The organism is Nocardia sp. NPDC101769 (assembly GCF_044766925.1).
Lineage (GTDB): Bacteria > Actinomycetota > Actinomycetes > Mycobacteriales > Mycobacteriaceae > Nocardia.
In genome coordinates this window covers 82,632-97,308 of sequence record NZ_JBIWMX010000013.1, presented here as the reverse complement: position 1 = coordinate 97,308, position 14,677 = coordinate 82,632, and the positions used below count along the sequence as shown (strand labels likewise).

The following is a 14,677-nucleotide window of genomic DNA, read 5'->3' as shown; positions in this document are numbered from 1 at the left end:
AACAAGGATTGGTCATGGCTGAAGCACTGGAAACCTCGACCCTCACCGACCAGGTCGTCGATGCCGCCCGCCAGCGGCCGCTGGGCGCGATCCTGGCGGCCGTGGGCATCCCGATGTTCATGGTCACGCTGGACAATCTCGTGGTCACCAACGCGCTGCCGGTCATCCGCACCGAACTGCACGCGTCGCTCACCGACCTGCAGTGGTTCGTGAACGCCTACACGCTGTCCTTCGCGTCGCTGCTGCTCACCGCCGCCGCGCTCGGTGACCGGATCGGCCGCCGGCGGATGTTCGTCATGGGCATCGCGCTGTTCACGGCGGCCTCGGCGGCGTGCGCGCTGGCCACCGAGCCGTGGATGCTCATCGCCTCACGGGCGGTGCAGGGCTTCGGCGGGGCGGCGGTGATGCCGCTGTCGCTGACACTGCTGTCGGCGGCGGTACCGGAGAGGATGCGCAGCGCGGCCATCGGCATCTGGGGCGGCATCTCCGGGCTCGGCGTGGCGCTCGGACCCGTGGTCGGCGGCGCGGTCGTCGACGGACTCAGCTGGCAGTGGATCTTCTGGATCAACGTTCCGATCGGCATCGTCGCCGCTCCGCTCGCCGCCCGTGTCCTGAACGAATCCTTCGGCGGCGCACGGAAATTGGACCCGATCGGCCTGCTGCTCTCGGCGGGTGGCGTGCTCGCGGTGGTCTGGGGCGTGATCCACGGCGCGGCCGACGGGTGGACCTCGGCCAAGGTGCTGACCGGACTGATCGGCGGCGCGGCGCTGCTGGCGGCGTTCGTGCTGTGGGAGAACCGCTCGGCCGATCCCATGCTGCCGCTGCGGCTTTTCCGTTCGCGCAGCTTCACCGCGGTCAATACCGTGCTCTTCACCTTCTCCCTCGGCGTCTTCGGCTCGATCTTCCTGCTGGCCCAGTACTTCCAGGTGGTCCAGGGCTACACGCCGCTGCAGTCCGGTATCCGGACGCTGCCGTGGACCATGGCCCCGATGGTGGTGGCTCCGCTCGCCGGGCTGATCGTCGATCGGGTGGGTGTGCGGCCGCTGATCGCCATCGGTCAGGTGTTCCTGTCGGCGGCGCTGCTGTGGATGGCTCTGATCACGACCGTCGACGTCTCCTACGGTTCTTTCGTCCTGCCCTTCGTGCTGGGCGGCATCGGCATGGGCCTGACCTTCGCGCCCACCGCCACCGCCGTCATGGCCAGCGCCGCCCCGGCCGATCGGGGCATGGCCTCCGGCGCCAATAACACCATCCGTGAGGTGGGTGTCGCCATGGGTGTCGCGGTGCTGGCGTCGGTGTTCGCCTCGCACGGCTCGTATCTGAGCCCGCAGGAATACGTGGACGGCCTCATTCCCGCGATCAAGGTGGGCGCGGCCATCGTCGCGGTCGGCGCACTGGTTGCGTTGCTGCTGCCCAGTCGACAGGCGATCGCCGAATCATCCACCGGTACAACGACTTTCGTCCACTGACCGGGTTCGTCCCCACAGAGGTGCCTCATGTACGAGACCCTGCTCCTGCTGTCCATCCCCACCCTGATCCTCCGCCTCCTGGGCGCGCTGGGCATTACCCGCTTCGCCACCTGGCAGGCGTCCGCAGCCCACGGCCTCGCCTTCATGCTCGTCATGACCGGCACCGCCCACTTCGTCCCCGACTCCGTGACGGTCATGCCCCACCACAGCGACCTGGTCGCCATGGTCCCGTCCTTCGTTCCCTTCCCCGATTTCACCGTCTACGCCACCGGCGTCCTGGAATACCTGGGCGCCCTCGGCCTGATCCTCGTCCCGGTCCGCCGCCTCGCGGGCCTGGCCCTGGCCCTGATGTTCGTCCTGCTGCTCCCCGCGAACATCCATGCGGCAGTGGACAACATCCCCTTCGATGGTCAGGCGGCCACACCGCTGTGGTTCCGCATTCCCGAGCAACTGGTCTACATCGGCGTAGCCTTGTTCGCCGCCCTCGGATCGGTGTCGACGATCCGATCCGCCCCTCGAACGGCGTCTCCGGCAATTGGTGCGCCAGAGTAACGCCGGCACGAACCGCGTTGCGCCCCTTCCGGACCGGTCCGGAAGGGGCGCAACGCATTCAGGGGACACTCGGGATGTCCACCGCCTCGCGGGGCCGGCTACGGAGCCGGGCTCGGAGCGGCGGCGGCCTCGAAGGCGGCGGCGATGGTGGCGACCACCCGGTCCATCGTCGGCGGCTGTTGCCCGAGGAGTTCCCGCTCGACGGAGGTCATGTCGACATCGGGCATGCCGCAGGCGACCGCGAGCTTCCAGGGGGTGAGGTCACCGATGACGTTGATAGCGAAGCCGTGCGTGGAGACGTTGCGGCCGACGCGCATGCCGATGGAGGTGATCTTGCGGCCGGTATCGCGGGTCCAGACGCCGGTCAGGAGTTCGGAACCCGGCGGGGTGTCCCGGCGTTCGGCGGGAATGCCGAGCTCGGCCAGGGCCGTGACGATTCGGTGCTCCACGTCGCGAATGAGGTCGACGACGCCTTCGCCGGGTCGCAGTTTGACGATGAGATAGCCCACGAGCTGGCCGGGCCCGTGATATGTGAGCTGGCCGCCCCGACGGGTCAGGAAGACCGGGATATCGGTCTCGGGGGCGGGGAAGTGGGCTTCGGGGGTCCGGGCCCCGGCGGTGAAGATGGGTTCGTGGCTCAGCAGCCACAGGGTGTCGGGGCGCTGGTCGGCGACGCGCTCCTCCCACATCTCCTGCATGCGGTCCATTGCCGTCGAGTACTCGATGAGGGTGTCGGTGTCGTCGATGAGGGTCAGTGGCCGGGACTTCACGAATTCATTGGTACCACCCCTGCCCGCCGTGCCCGGGCGCGGGCGCCAATGCGATTCTGCTGTGTGTCGATGCTGCTTTTCATCGACGTCCAGTCGATCCGACACGAGATGGTCAGCCCATGCCCGAGACCGATACCGCGGTCGTGATGTTCGTCCGCCACCCGAGTCGGCGTGTGCTCTGGGAGCGGGCGACCACCGTGCCCTTCACTGTCCTGGCCGTCGCCTTCCTGGTCTCCTATGTGTGGCAGGTGCTCGACCACGGCCGCACCCCGTCGCTGGATGCCTGGCTGACCCGGGTCGATATCGCGATCTGGCTGCTGTTCTCCGCCGATTTCCTGTTCCGCCTGCGCATTTCGACCGATCGAAGGCGGTTCCTGCGCAACAACTGGCTGGACCTGTCGATCGTGCTGGTGCCGCCGCTGCGCCCGCTGCGACTGCTGCGTGCGGCTCTGCTGATCATCGACGCGGTCGACCGGCACACCCGGTTCCAGGCGCGGGTGCGGCTGACGATGTTCGTCGGGGTGAGTTCGGTGCTGCTCGTATTGCTGTGCAGCGTCGCCGTGTTCGACGCCGAACGGGATGCCCCGGGGAGCAATATCCACAGTCTCGGCGAGGCGGCGTGGTGGTCGGTGGTGTCGGTCACCACGGTCGGTTACGGGGACTTCTACCCGGTGACGGTCGAGGGCAGGCTGGTCGCGGTGGTGCTGATGACCGTCGGAATCGGCTTGATCTCCTTCGCCATCGGTACCGTCACCAGCTGGGTCATCGACCGGCTGCGCACGGTGGACGAGGGCGTCGAACGGGCCGACCGCGAACTCGACGAGTTGATCGGCGAGGTGCGGTCGTTGCGGGCCGAAATCGCCGAGCTGCGTGCCGAGCTGGGTGCACCACGCCAGCAAGGGGTCCGCGAGCTGGGAAAATCCGGGTGAGGCGGCCTGATTACAAGGATTACGATGCGACCAGCAAGAATGGGTACGCAGTACCGATGCTGACAAAGAGTTTCCGCCCGACCCGTAACCAGCCTGGGGAGTGACGAACCATCGTGGCCGATGACAACAGTGCCGAGCAGACCGCTGCGTTGAGCGAGGAGTCGCTCTCCGCTGCCGCGGAAGCTGCTGAGAAGGCGTTCGCCTCGGCCTCGACCCTGGACGAGCTGGCTGTCGCCAAGACCGAGTACATGGGTGGCAAGTCGCCGATCTCGCTGGCGCAGCGGTCCCTGGGCACGCTGCCCAAGGAGGAGAAGGCCGACGCCGGCAAGCGCGTCAACGTCGCGCGCGGCCGGGTGTCGCAGGCGTACGAGACCCGCCAGGCCGAGCTGCTCGCCGAGCGTGACGCGGCGGTCCTGGTCGCCGAGACCATCGACGTCACCCTGCCCGCCGGTCGGCACGCCGAGGGCGCGCGGCACCCGATCTCGGTGCTGTCCGAGCGGGTCGCGGACGTGTTCGTGGCCGTGGGCTGGGAGGTCGCCGAGGGTCCCGAGGTCGAGACCGAGCACTTCAACTTCGACGCCCTCAACTTCCTGCCGGACCACCCGGCCCGCACCATGCAGGACACCTTCCACATCGCGCCGGAGGGTTCGCGGCAGGTGCTGCGCACGCACACCTCGCCGGTTCAGGTGCGCTCCATGCTGTCTCGTGAGCTGCCGATCTACGTGGTCTGCCCGGGGCGGACCTTCCGCACCGACGAGCTGGACGCCACCCACACCCCGGTGTTCTCGCAGATCGAGGGTCTGGCCATCGACAAGGGCCTGACCATGGCCCACCTCAAGGGCACCCTGGACTCCTTCGCGCGGGCCCTGTTCGGTCCGAACACCACCACGCGCATGCGGCCCAGCTTCTTCCCCTTCACCGAGCCGTCCGCCGAGGTGGACGTGTGGTTCGAGGACAAGAAGGGCGGCCCCGGCTGGGTCGAGTGGGGCGGCTGCGGCATGGTGAACCCGAAGGTGCTCATCGCCAGCGGCATCGATCCCGAGGTGTACAGCGGTTTCGCGTTCGGCATGGGTCTGGAGCGGACCCTGCAGTTCCGCAACGGCCTGCCGGATATGCGCGACATCGTCGAGGGCGATGTGCGCTTCACGCTGCCGTTCGGCATCCAGTCCTGACCTGACCCCGATACGAGGAAGCGAAACGTCAAGTGCGAGTAGCTCAGTCCTGGCTGACGGAAATCCTGCAGCGGACCACCCCCGGGTGGTCGGTGACGCCGGAGGAGCTCGACGCGGGGTTCGTCCGGGTCGGTCTGGAGGTCGAAGAGGTCGACCAACTGCACCAGGTGCAGGGTGACATCGAGCACCCGCTGGTGGTCGGACGGGTCGCCGAGATCACCGAGCTGACCGAGTTCAAGAAGCCGATCCGCTTCTGCAAGGTCGACGTCGGCCGGGGTGGGTCTGCGGGCGATCCAACACAGCTGCAGGAGATCGTCTGCGGCGCACGGAATTTCGCCGTCGGCGACCTGGTGATCGTGGTGCTGCCCGGTGGCGTGCTGCCCGGTGGCTTCAAGATCGCGTCGCGGAAGACCTACGGCCACACCAGCAATGGCATGATCTGCTCGGTCGCCGAACTGGGGATCGGGAAGGACCACAGCGGCATCCTGGTGCTCGAGCCCGGCACCGCCGAGCCCGGCGCGGACGCCAATGAGCTGCTGGGCCTGAACGATACGGTCATCGAGCTGGCCATCACCCCCGACCGCGGCTACGCCTTCTCGGCGCGCGGCCTGGCGCGTGAACTGGCCTGCGGTTTCGACCTGGAATACGGCGACCCGGCCGTGCGGCTGCTGCCGGACGACGAGGCCGAGGCCTGGTCGGTGAAGCTCGAGCCCGAGTCGCTGTGCACGCGCTTCACGGTGCGCCGGGTGACCGGCATCGACCCGAAGGCCGTGAGTCCGTGGTGGCTGCAGCGTCGCCTGCTGCTGTCGGGCGTGCGCCCGATCTCGCCGGCGGTCGACGTCACCAACTACGTGATGCTCGAGCTGGGGCAGCCGCTGCACGCCTTCGACGCCGCGAAGGTGCAGGGCGGTTTCGTGGTGCGCCGCGCGCACAAGGGCGAAACCCTGCGCACCCTCGATGAGGCCGAGCGCACCCTCGACGCCGAGGACGTGGTGATCGCCGACGACAGCGGCGTCATCTCGCTCGCCGGCATCATGGGCGGCGCGAGCACCGAGGTATCCGGCACCTCCACCGACATCCTGCTCGAGGCCGCTACCTGGAACCCCGTGGCCGTGGCCCGCACCGCGCGCCGCCACAAGCTCGGTTCCGAGGCCAGCCGCCGGTTCGAGCGGATCGTGGACCCCGAGGTCAACGTGGCCGCCCTGGATCGCGCTGCCACGCTGCTGGCCGAGATCGCCGGTGGCACAGTCGAATCCGTGCTGACCGACGTGCGAGTGCCCACCCCGGCCCGGCAGTCGATCGCCATGGACATCGACCTGGCCGACCGCACCGCGGGCGTGCACTACGCCCCCGGCGCGGCCACCCGCCGCCTGCAGCAGGTGGGCTGCGCCATCGAGGTCGGCGTCAGCGAGTCCGGGCACGGGCAGTTGGTCGTCACCCCGCCGAGCTGGCGGCCCGACCTCACCCAGCCCGCCGACCTGGTGGAGGAGGTGCTGCGCCTGGAGGGTCTGGACAAGATCCCGTCGGTGCTGCCCACCGCCCCCGCCGGGCGCGGCCTCACCGCCCAGCAGCGCCGCCGCCGCGCGGTGAGCAAGGCGCTGGCATTCGAGGGCTGCGTCGAGGTGCCCGCACCGGTCTTCATGCCCGGCGGCGTCTTCGACACCTGGGGCCTGGCCGCGGATGACTCGCGCCGCAGGACGCTGCGCGTGCTCAACCCGCTCGATGTCGAGCGCGCCGAGCTGTCCTCCACGCTGCTGCCCGGGCTGCTGGAGATCGCCGCCCGCAATATCTCCCGCGGGGAGCGGGACCTCGCCATCTACGGCATCGGCCAGGTCACGCTGCCGACCGAGCAGACCGTGCCGGTGGGCCCGCTGCCCGTCGACCGCCGTCCCACCGAGGACGAGATCGCCGTGCTGCTGCAGTCGCTGCCGGAGCAGCCGATCCACATCGGTGCCGTGCTCACCGGCCGCCGCGAGCCGCGTGGCCCGTGGGGTGCGGGTCGTGCGGTCGAGGCGAGCGACGCCTTCGCCCTGGTGGACGCGATCGCCGACGCTTCGGACCTGGTGATCGAACGTCGTGCCGCGCAATATCTTCCGTGGCACCCCGGCCGTTGCGCCGAGCTCGTCGTCGACGGGGTCGTTGTCGGCCATGCTGGTGAACTGCACCCCGCTGTCTTGGAGCGCTCGGGCCTGCCCCCGCGCACCTGCGCTGTGGAACTCGACCTCGACGCGCTGCCGCTGCGCGAAATCCGGCCCACCCCCGTGGTTTCCGCGTTCCCCGCGGTGCTGCAGGACGTGTCGGTCAGCGTCGACAAGGCCGTGTCCGCGGCCGCCGTGGAGGACGCCCTCCGCACCGGCGCGGGAGAGCTGCTCGAGAACATCTCGCTCTTCGATGTCTACGAGGGCGCGCAGGCCGGTGAGGGCCGCAAGTCCCTGACCTACGCGCTGCGCTTCCGCGCCATCGACCGCACCCTGACCGAGGACGAGGCCAGCGCCGCGCGCGACGCGGCGGTCGCCGCCGCGTCCTCCGCGGTAGGAGCGGTCATCCGCGCCTGACCCGAACCGGCAAACACAACGGAGGCTCCGAACCCGGGGCCTCCGTTGTCAATTCTCCGGTTGGTTCGGCTCGGTCGTGTTGCTCGCCGGGATGTCGATGACCTCGATCAGCAGGGGCAGGCGGTAGAGCGCGGTGGGGTCAGGGTTGCCAAGTGCCCGTGCGGTGGCTCGGGCGGTGGCCAGAATCATCTTTCGGGCACGGAGAAAGATGGCGATGGCCAGCGGGATCTCCGCGCAGACGGCGGTCAGGATGCTCACCCACTCTTCCGCGCTCCCCGCCGAGAGGGTCAGATCGAACCAGGCGTCGCAGCAGAGGAGCGTGGCGATCACGATCATGAGCGGAATCAGGATGTGGCGCAGATGCAGGCCGGACCAGCCCATGGCCACCAGCAGCACGGTGAGAACGATGTCGAACCCCACCCACGTCACGCGCCACTGGTCCGCCTGATATCGGTCCGGCAATGTAGTGGCCAGCAGCGCAATCCACGCGGCCATGGCCAGCGGGATGACCGAGTAGGCGACCTGCCCGATCCGATATCGACTGCGCTCCAACGTCATTCCGGGTTCGACCCCGTCGATATCGGTGATTCGCCGCCGGATTTCCCGGCGTTGTTCAGCACTCATCGCACGCAGCGCAGCATCGTCGATCACCAGACCGAAGGTATGCGCCTCGGCCCAGAACGAAAACTGAAAAGACAAAGGAGGCCTGGAGAAGGGAGGGGCCGGGCTCACGTCCGCGCCTTCACCTACCAGCCCGCTCACCTAAGCCGCAGCGAGTCGTCGCTGGCGGTCGCGGTCGCTGTGGTGGTTGCGGTCGGAAGCACAGTCGCATTGGCGGTCACGGTCGAGGACCTCGTTGCGGTGGCGACGGCCGTGCCGGTTGTGGTGTCAGCGGGAATATCACTGTGGGCGTTGGGTGTTGGGGGTTCGGGGATCAGCGGTGAGTTCGCGGTGGGGGTGTCTGTAAAAGGTGATCCGTGCAGTCCCTGGGCGGGATCGGCGGGAGACGGCTCCCAACCCGGCGTCAGCCCAAGCCCGGCAGGGCAGGCGACGTAACCACACCTCCCCGTGCCCTGCGCACACCAGCAGCACACGAACGGTCCGGGAATCACGCCACCCGTGAACCCCACCCTGAATCGACGGCGATGAATATGTCGGATCGGGCCATGAGGGTGAGGTCTCTCGGCGGGCGGCGAGGCGGGGAGGTAAGAAAGAACCATGTGGCATCCGGCGACCCCCATCCTCAATGCGCTCAGCTATCAGCCGGGCGATCGGCGGATTCTGGCGACTCCGGAGATGTATGGCATCGCCTACGAGGAGCTGTCGCTGCGCACGACGGACGGCGAGACCATCGATGCCTGGTTCGTGCGGGCGGTGGGGGAGCCGCTGGGGCACATCTTGTTCGCGCACGGGAACGGCGGGAATATCGGGGATCGGTCGCCGATGCTGGCCATGCTCGCGGCGGTCGGGTTCGATGTGATGGTCTTCGATTATCGCGGGTATGGGCGCAGCACCGGCCAGGCGAATGAGCGCGGGACTTATCTGGATGTGCGGGCGGCGCGGGCGGCACTGCTCGCGCAACCGGGAGTAGACGCCAACCGGTTGGTGTATCTGGGAAAGTCGCTCGGCGGCGGCGTGATGCTCGAGCTCGCGAATGCCTTTCCGCCCGCCGCACTGCTACTCATGTCGACCTTCACCGGCATGCGGGACGCGGCGGTCGCGGTATATCCGTTCCTGCCGAAGCTGTTCGTGCCCGACGCCTATCCCAGCCTGCCGCGGATTCGCGCCCTGACCTGCCCGGTCATGATCATGCACGGCGACACGGACGAACTCCTGCCCGTACGGATGGGCCGCGACCTGTACGCCGCCGCGCCCGAGCCCAAAGAGCTGGTGATCTATCCGGGCGGTATGCACAACGACCTCATCGGATTCCCGGGCTGGGCGGAGACGGTGGCGACCTGGGCGGCCGGGGTGCTACCGCCCAAGCGCCTCACTTCCGGATGATATTGGCGAGGAATTCAGCATTGCTGCCGGTCTTGCGCAGTCCGTCGAGGAGCAGGTCGAGGGCGCGCTGATCGTCCAGCTCGGCCAGGGTGCGGCGGAGTCTGTCCACGGCCAGCCGCTCGTCGGGGGCGAACAGCAGTTCGTCGCGACGGGTGCTGGACTTGGCGATGTCCACGGCCGGGAAGACGTGGCGGCTCGCCAGTCCGCGGTCGAGTTTGAGCTCGGCATTGCCGGTGCTCTTGTACTCCTCGAAGATGACGGTGTCGGCGAGTGAACCGGTTTCGACGAGTGCGGTGGCGATGATGGTCAGCGATCCGCCGTGTTCGATATTGCGGGCCGCGCCCAGGAACCGCTTCGGCGGCGTCAACGCCATGGAATCCACACCGCCGGAAAGGATTCGGCCCGAGGCGGATCCGGTCATATTGTAGGCGCGGGCGAGCCGGGTCAGGGAGTCGAGCAGGACGACGACGTCGCGGCCCTGTTCGGCGAGCCGTTGGGCGCGTTCGATGGCCAGTTCGGCCAGGGCGGTCTGTTCGGCCGGGGAGTGGTCGAAGGTCGCCGCGATCACCTCGGCGGGTACCCCGCGCGAGAGGTCGGTGACCTCCTCGGGGCGTTCCCCGACCAGCACCAGCATCAGGTGCGCCTCCGGGTGGTTGGCGGCGACGCCGTGTGCGATCGCCTGCAGCACAGAGGTTTTGCCCGCCTTGGGCGGCGCCACGATCAAGGCGCGCTGACCCTTGCCGATCGGCATCATGAGGTCGGTGACGCGGGTGGTGAGCTGGCGCGGCCCGGTTTCGAGTCGCAGCCGCTCATTGGGATGGATGGGGGTCAGGTCCTGGAAGTGCGGTCGCGGGGAGATCTCGGCGACCGGGAGGTCGTTCACGGTGTCGACCCGCACCAGGGGGGCGAGCTTGCCGTTCTTGATATTCGACTGCGCCAGGCCGGTGAGGGCATCGCCGCGGCGCAGGCCGTGGCTCCGGATCAAACGGGTGGGCACGTGGATGTCGTCGGGGCCGGGCAGGTATCCGCTGCGGCGCAGCACACCGCTCTGGCCATGGATATCCAGGATTCCCGTTGCGGGCGTGAGGGTTTCGATGTGTTCGAGGGCCTGGGTCGCGTCGGTGTGGGCGACCCGCGGCGTGGGATCGATGGTGGTCATGAGAATTCTCCTCGAGGGGATCGGGTGACTTGTGCACCGGGAGTGAGTGATTGGTGTGGCCGGATGCGGCCGAAGGCGGTAGACGACCGCCGGTGAATCCGAGTGGCTCGCGAGTGGCGGTGCAGCTCCGTCTGAGAGCTACAGCGCCACCGGATAACCGGCTCGGGGAGGGAAGAAATCGCGTGGGAGGGACTTGGCGTCGACCTGCATCCACGGGATTGCGACGCCCTCACCGTACGCCGTCCCCGAATTCCGCGCAATGTTCCGATGCCGGCGCACTGTGCAAGGCCCCCGCGGCCCCGCGCTGCGTAGCCTGGAACCATGAGCGATGCCGAGGAACTCGTGGCGTTGTTGGCGCAGCTGCCGGACGCCGAACTCGCGGCGGTGGTCGAGGCCGCCACCGACGGCAAGGCCGGGCTGGCCGCGCTGCACGCGGTGGCGCAGTCACTGGCGGCCACCCTGGGTCATGCGCCGGATGTCATCGATGTGACTCCGGACACGCTGCCAGTGGAAGGCTATCCGCAGTCTGGGGCGGTCCCCGCATCCGGGCAGGTGGGAGTGGGTCCCGTGGTCACCGGGATACCGGTACCGCCTGCGGGTATTCCAACGGGTCCGTCGATCGGCGGGTATACCTCCGGCGGCGTCCCTACTTTCGAGTCAGTTCGCGATAAGGTCGAGCAGCGCTACGGGACATCGCAGGGGATGGGCGAACTCGATCGGCAGACATCAGTGGGCCGTAGCGTCGAGGAACAGTGGGATGCGCGGGCGAAGGCCGCGCGGGAACGTCTGGAACAGATTCGAAAATCGGTGCACGGCAACGATTCCGAGTGATCAGGCGTTCCATCTTCAATTGATGGGTGGAACCTTGACCGAGTCCGATACGCCGTCGCGGACGCCACGCGAAATCGCCGAGAAGCTCCTGGATCTGCAGGTCGACTTCATTGTCGACGAAGTCAGCGGTGACCGCTTCGCCGAAGTGATCGCCCGCGACGTGGAAGCCGTGGTCGGTGTCGCCGACACCATCATCTTCCGCGATGTGGTGGAGATCGATCAGGCCAAGCAGACCGTCGCCAATGTCATCGATCTGATCGGCGGCAGCCCGGTACTGGGTGAAATGGTCGGCACGCTGGCCAACTCGCTGTACGAGAACATTGCCGGGAACACCGACTACACCCTCGGTGACGTGGTGGAGCGCGAGCCGGCCGAGCAGCTGCTGGAGAAGATCTTCGGCATGCACCAGGCCCAGGAACGCATCCTGGAACGGCTGACCGAGAGTCCCCTCATCGCGACCGTCGCCGCCAAGTTCGTGGACAAGCTGGTCGACGATTTCATGGAGACCAACAAGCAGATCGCCGGAAAGATTCCCGGCGTCGGATCGCTGGTCTCCATGGGTACCAATGCCGCCAAGACCGCCCGCAAGGCGGCGGAGAAGGCCGGCGGCACCTTCATCGGCGAAATGGCGGGCAAGGGCGCGCAATTCGCGCTCAAGCGGACCAACAATGCCATTCGCGAAATGCTGCGCGACGCCCCGGTGCACGACGCGGCCATGGAATTCTGGGACCTGCACGCCGGCGAGCCGGTCAGCGGGCTGCGCGAGTACCTGTCCCAGCAGGACCTGTACGAGCTGGCGCTGATCATCTACCGGATCGCGCTGACCACCCGCAACAAGGAGTACGTCGGCGTGCTGGTGGACCAGGGCGTCGAGGTGTTCTTCGAGAAGTACGGCGATCACACCCTGGCGGCCATGCTGCCGGAGCTGGGACTGTCCGAGGCGGTCGTCGCCGAGGAGATCCTGCGCTACGGCCCGGCCGTGGTGGAGGCCGCCAAGCGGAACGGCGTGCTGGCCAAGCTGATTCGCGAGCGGCTGGAGCCGTTCTTCCTGTCCGAACCTGTGCTCGCGGTGCTCGCCGGGAACTGACCCGAGACCTGCGAACAGGGCCGCACGCTGAAACCGCGTGCGGCCCTGTTTCATTCCCTCACGGGAGAACCCGCTCATTCCCTGGAGGGAATCGCGCAGCGCATCGCACCCGCGCAGACTCGATCCCATGACGAACATCGACATCAACGAACTCGCCGACCGTTACCTGGCCATGTGGAACGAGCCCGACCCGGAGCCGCGCCGCAAACTCGTTCGCGAACTGTGGGCAGAGGACGGCGCGCAGATCCTCGTCGATCCGCCGGAGGATATGCGAGATGCCGCCACTCGCTTGAACTTTCCGATCCCGTCGCTCGAGGTGCGGGGGCATCATGCGCTGGAACGGCGCGTGGAGCGGGCCTACGAGATGTTCGTGGCAGCCGGCGAACATCGCTTCGTCCAGCGTGGGGAAGCGACGGTGCTGTTGAAGCAGGTCATCGCCTTCGCCTGGTCGATGGTGACCACCGATGGCACCGTGGTCGGTGGCGGGACGGACATTCTCGCGCTGGACGAGGACGGCCGCATCCGCACCGACCACCAGCACATCGGCATCGAGTAGGGCCTCGAGCCCGCGAGCGGGTGCACGCGTCGCGGATCGGGCCATGCATGATTGCTTCGACTCGAGCAATGCAAGGTTGCTTCGACCGAAAGGAGCGTCGTGGCCCTCGACAAGGGAGTCCCCGCAGCCCTCAGTGACAGCGTCCTCGCCGGTGGCGACGCTGTCCTGGGCCCGCGGCACAAGTCGCTGCCCCCGGCCGCCTGGGGGCTGACCGTCCGCGAATACCTGGCCACGAATCCGCACCTGGACGACTTGCAGACGCCGGTGCTCACCATGGACCGCTCCGCGCTGGACACGAACCGGGCCGTCATGGCCGACTGGGCGCGCGCCGCCGGCGTCCGGCTCGCCCCGCACGGCAAGACCTCCATGTCGCCCCAGCTCTGGGCCGAACAGCTCGAGACCGGCTCCTGGGGTATCACCCTCGCCACCGGCTGGCAGGCCCAGGTCGGGCGGTCGTTCGGCCTCGACCGCATCGTGCTGGCCAATACCCTGGTGGATCCGATCGGGTTGCACTGGGCGGCAACGGAAATCGCGTGTGACCCTGATTTCGAGCTCTACAGCTGGGTCGACGGCGTCGGTACGGTCCGGGAGATGGAGCGCCATCTCGAGTCCGCGCCCGATGGCGTCCAGCTGAACGTCGTCGTGGAACTCGGTGGCCCGCACGGCCGTACCGGCGCCCGCGGTCTGGCCGCCGCCCACGCCGTTGCCGACGCGGTCCACAAGTCACGGCGCCTGCGACTCGCAGGGGTCGGCGGTTACGAGGCCGCACTCGCCCATGACCGCACCCCGGAAGCCATCGCGGCCGTGCGGCACTACCTGGACGAGCTCGCGATCCTGCATCAGGAGCTCATGGCCGCAGGCCGATATGACGAGTTCGTATTCCAGTCCGCGGTCGGCCGCGCGGAGGAAGCCTCGCCGCCGGCGGCGGATTCCGCGGCCGATTCGTCCGCGCCCGCCGGTTCCGGCCGGTATGGATCGAATTCCCGCACTGATCGGGCCCGCCGTCGTGCGATCGTGACCGCCGGCGGCAGCGCATATCCGGACCTCGTCGTGGAGCGACTGGCCGGACTGGCGGATGAGGATGGCGCGCACGGGGTTCCGACAGTGGTAGTGCTGCGGTCCGGCGCGTATCTCGTGCACGATGACGGGTTCTACTCCGGAATTTCACCATTGGCCTCGGGGCGCGCGGAGCATCCGCTGCGGTCGGCCATGCACGGATGGGCACGATGTGTGTCCCGCCCGGAAGCGGAGCTCGCGCTGCTCGATGCCGGGAGGCGCGATGTTCCGTTCGATCTGGGATTGCCAGTTCCACAGCGAATGGCGGGACCGGCGAACAGCGGGCTCTCGGCGGTTGCGACCACTTCGCTGCCTGCCGGCGCGCATGTTTCGGCCTTGAACGATCAGCACGCCTTCCTGCGGCTGCCGGGTGCCTCGGATGACGAGGTGCCGGTGGGAAGTGTGGTGCGACTGGGGCTTTCGCATCCCTGCACCGCGTTCGACAAGTGGCGTCTCATCCCGGTGATCGATGACGCCGACGCCGAGCGGCCGCGGATCGTCGACTTCCTGCACACGTATTTCTGAGCGGGATGTCGC

13 protein-coding genes are annotated in these 14,677 nt (G+C 68.1%); 10 read left to right on the top strand and 3 right to left on the bottom strand.

Annotated features, from left to right (window positions below; genetic code table 11):
- Window positions 1–14: 14 nt before the first annotated feature.
- Window positions 15–1,469: an MFS transporter gene (locus ACIRRA_RS21280; RefSeq protein ID WP_402770591.1), complete on the top strand. Its 1,455-nt coding sequence runs from the start codon at window positions 15–17 to the stop codon at window positions 1,467–1,469.
- Window positions 1,470–1,496: 27 nt separating this feature from the next.
- On the top strand, window positions 1,497–2,021 hold the full coding sequence (locus ACIRRA_RS21275) for a hypothetical protein (RefSeq protein WP_402770588.1): 525 nt from the start codon (window positions 1,497–1,499) through the stop codon (window positions 2,019–2,021).
- 98 nt (window positions 2,022–2,119) lie between these two features.
- Here ACIRRA_RS21275 and lipB read toward each other — a convergent pair whose 3' ends face one another.
- The gene (gene lipB, locus ACIRRA_RS21270) at window positions 2,120–2,791 is read right to left on the bottom strand and encodes a lipoyl(octanoyl) transferase LipB (RefSeq protein WP_402770585.1); all 672 of its coding nucleotides are present in this window, start codon (window positions 2,789–2,791) and stop codon (window positions 2,120–2,122) included.
- A gap of 119 nt (window positions 2,792–2,910) precedes the next feature.
- Here lipB and ACIRRA_RS21265 point away from each other — a divergent pair, with 119 nt between their 5' ends.
- From ACIRRA_RS21265 to pheT, 3 genes are all read left to right on the top strand, one after another.
- Window positions 2,911–3,720 carry a potassium channel family protein gene (locus ACIRRA_RS21265; protein WP_402770583.1) on the top strand — a complete coding sequence of 270 codons (810 nt, stop codon included), beginning with the start codon at window positions 2,911–2,913 and terminating at the stop codon, window positions 3,718–3,720.
- Between the two features lie 113 nt (window positions 3,721–3,833).
- The gene (gene pheS, locus ACIRRA_RS21260; RefSeq protein WP_402770580.1) at window positions 3,834–4,892 is read left to right on the top strand and encodes a phenylalanine--tRNA ligase subunit alpha; all 1,059 of its coding nucleotides are present in this window, start codon (window positions 3,834–3,836) and stop codon (window positions 4,890–4,892) included.
- Between the two features lie 32 nt (window positions 4,893–4,924).
- Complete coding sequence (pheT, locus tag ACIRRA_RS21255; RefSeq protein WP_402770578.1) at window positions 4,925–7,447, top strand: phenylalanine--tRNA ligase subunit beta; 2,523 nt, start codon at window positions 4,925–4,927, stop codon at window positions 7,445–7,447.
- A 48-nt stretch (window positions 7,448–7,495) separates the two neighbouring features.
- Here the strand turns inward: pheT and ACIRRA_RS21250 are convergent, their stop codons facing one another.
- A complete protein-coding gene (locus ACIRRA_RS21250; RefSeq protein ID WP_402770575.1) occupies window positions 7,496–8,098 on the bottom strand; it encodes a hypothetical protein in 603 nt (200 codons plus the stop codon).
- A gap of 567 nt (window positions 8,099–8,665) precedes the next feature.
- Between ACIRRA_RS21250 and ACIRRA_RS21245 the strand changes: the two genes are divergently transcribed.
- A complete protein-coding gene (locus ACIRRA_RS21245) occupies window positions 8,666–9,451 on the top strand; it encodes an alpha/beta hydrolase (protein WP_402770573.1) in 786 nt (261 codons plus the stop codon).
- Here the strand turns inward: ACIRRA_RS21245 and rho are convergent.
- On the bottom strand, window positions 9,438–10,610 hold the full coding sequence (rho, locus tag ACIRRA_RS21240) for a transcription termination factor Rho (protein WP_402770570.1): 1,173 nt from the start codon (window positions 10,608–10,610) through the stop codon (window positions 9,438–9,440). The two genes, ACIRRA_RS21245 and rho, sit on opposite strands and share 14 nt — an antisense overlap.
- A gap of 321 nt (window positions 10,611–10,931) precedes the next feature.
- On the opposite strand from rho, the gene ACIRRA_RS21235 reads away from it, so the two are divergent.
- The 4 genes from ACIRRA_RS21235 (at window position 10,932) to ACIRRA_RS21220 (ending at window position 14,665) form a co-directional block, all read left to right on the top strand.
- Complete coding sequence (locus ACIRRA_RS21235; RefSeq protein WP_402770567.1) at window positions 10,932–11,441, top strand: PspA/IM30 family protein; 510 nt, start codon at window positions 10,932–10,934, stop codon at window positions 11,439–11,441.
- 22 nt (window positions 11,442–11,463) lie between these two features.
- The gene (locus tag ACIRRA_RS21230) at window positions 11,464–12,528 is read left to right on the top strand and encodes a hypothetical protein (RefSeq protein WP_402770564.1); all 1,065 of its coding nucleotides are present in this window, start codon (window positions 11,464–11,466) and stop codon (window positions 12,526–12,528) included.
- Window positions 12,529–12,655: 127 nt separating this feature from the next.
- Window positions 12,656–13,084, top strand: a complete 429-nt coding sequence (locus ACIRRA_RS21225; protein WP_402770563.1) for a hypothetical protein — start codon at window positions 12,656–12,658, stop codon at window positions 13,082–13,084.
- Between the two features lie 99 nt (window positions 13,085–13,183).
- Window positions 13,184–14,665: an amino acid deaminase gene (locus tag ACIRRA_RS21220; RefSeq protein WP_402770560.1), complete on the top strand. Its 1,482-nt coding sequence runs from the start codon at window positions 13,184–13,186 to the stop codon at window positions 14,663–14,665.
- The last annotated feature ends 12 nt before the right edge of the window (window positions 14,666–14,677 follow it).

Bases quoted from the DNA above. Each gene is read 5' to 3' on its own strand.
- ACIRRA_RS21280 (WP_402770591.1), top strand. From the start codon at position 15: ATGGCTGAAGCACTGGAAACCTCGACCCTCACCGACCAGGTCGTCGAT.
- ACIRRA_RS21275 (WP_402770588.1), top strand. From the start codon at position 1,497: ATGTACGAGACCCTGCTCCTGCTGTCCATCCCCACCCTGATCCTCCGC.
- ACIRRA_RS21265 (WP_402770583.1), top strand. From the start codon at position 2,911: ATGCCCGAGACCGATACCGCGGTCGTGATGTTCGTCCGCCACCCGAGT.
- ACIRRA_RS21245 (WP_402770573.1), top strand. From the start codon at position 8,666: ATGTGGCATCCGGCGACCCCCATCCTCAATGCGCTCAGCTATCAGCCG.
- rho (WP_402770570.1), bottom strand. From the start codon at position 10,610: ATGACCACCATCGATCCCACGCCGCGGGTCGCCCACACCGACGCGACC.
- ACIRRA_RS21235 (WP_402770567.1), top strand. From the start codon at position 10,932: ATGAGCGATGCCGAGGAACTCGTGGCGTTGTTGGCGCAGCTGCCGGAC.
- ACIRRA_RS21230 (WP_402770564.1), top strand. From the start codon at position 11,464: ATGGGTGGAACCTTGACCGAGTCCGATACGCCGTCGCGGACGCCACGC.
- ACIRRA_RS21225 (WP_402770563.1), top strand. From the start codon at position 12,656: ATGACGAACATCGACATCAACGAACTCGCCGACCGTTACCTGGCCATG.